Source organism: Streptomyces sp. NPDC051664 (assembly GCF_044453545.1).
Classification (GTDB): domain Bacteria; phylum Actinomycetota; class Actinomycetes; order Streptomycetales; family Streptomycetaceae; genus Streptomyces.
On the sequence record NZ_JBITCU010000140.1, the window covers coordinates 1 to 1,171 of the forward strand.

Here is a 1,171-nt window from a genome sequence, read left to right on the forward strand (position 1 = left end):
CGCCGGGCGTGAGGAGATCGCGCTGCTGCGCGCCCAGGAGATCGGCGTGCGCGAGATCGCCCGCAGGATCGGACGCGACCCGGGCACGATCTCACGCGAGCTGCGCCGCAACGCGGCGACCCGGAGTGGCAAGTCGGTTTACCGGGCCCTGGTGGCGCAGTGGAAGGCGCAGCAGGCCGCGAAGCGTCCGAAGACCGCGAAACTCGTAGGCAACGACAGGTTGCGTGAGTACGTGCAGGAGCGGCTCGCCGGCAGCGTCCGTCGCCGCGACGGCACGATCGTCACCGGGCCTGAGACGCGCGCCTGGAAGGGCTTGAACAAGCCGCATCGGCAGGACAGGCGATGGGCGATGGCGTGGAGCCCGGAACAGATCTCGCACCGACTTGGTGCCGACTTCCCCGATGATGAGTCCATGCGCATCAGCCACGAAGCGATCTATCAGTCGCTGTTCATCGAGGGCCGTGGCGCGCTCAAGCGGGAACTGGTCGCATGTCTGCGCACGGGCCGTGCGCTGCGGACTCCCCGTTCCCGGTCGCAGAACAAGCCGCAGGGGCATGTCACCGCGGAGGTCGTCCTCAGTGAACGCCCCGCCGAGGCTGCGGACCGTGCGGTCCCCGGACACTGGGAAGGAGATTTGATCATCGGGACGGGACGATCCGCGATCGGCACGCTTGTCGAGCGCAGCAGCCGCTCCACGCTCCTCGTGCACCTGCCTCGGCTCGAGGGCTGGGGCGAGAATCCGCCCGTGAAGAACGGTCCCTCGCTCGGGGGCTATGGCGCCATCGCGATGAACACGGCGCTTACGGCATCGATGGCGCAGTTGCCCGAGCAGCTGCGCAAAACCCTCACCTGGGACCACGGAAAGGAACTCTCGGGCCACGCCCAGTTCGCCGTCGAAACCGGGACGAAGGTGTTCTTCGCCGATCCGCACTCGCCCTGGCAACGACCGACGAACGAGAATACGAACGGGCTGCTACGTCAGTACTTCCCGAAGGGCACCGATCTGTCCCGGTGGTCGTCCGCAGACCTCGAAGCCGTCGCCCTGGCGATCAACAACCGGCCCCGCAAGACCCTCGGTTGGCGGACACCAGCCGAGGTCTTCGAGGAGCAACTACGCTCACTACAACAGCCCGGTGTTGCAACGACCGGTTGAACTCGCCCAATATGTGTC

The 1,171-nt window shown here is 66.9% G+C and carries 1 protein-coding gene; it reads left to right on the forward strand.

Annotated elements, in window-relative coordinates:
- On the forward strand, positions 1–1,153 hold a 1,153-nt coding region (locus ACIA8E_RS42040), incomplete at its 5' end, for an IS30 family transposase (RefSeq protein WP_399307411.1).
- Between the last annotated feature and the right edge of the window lie 18 nt (positions 1,154–1,171).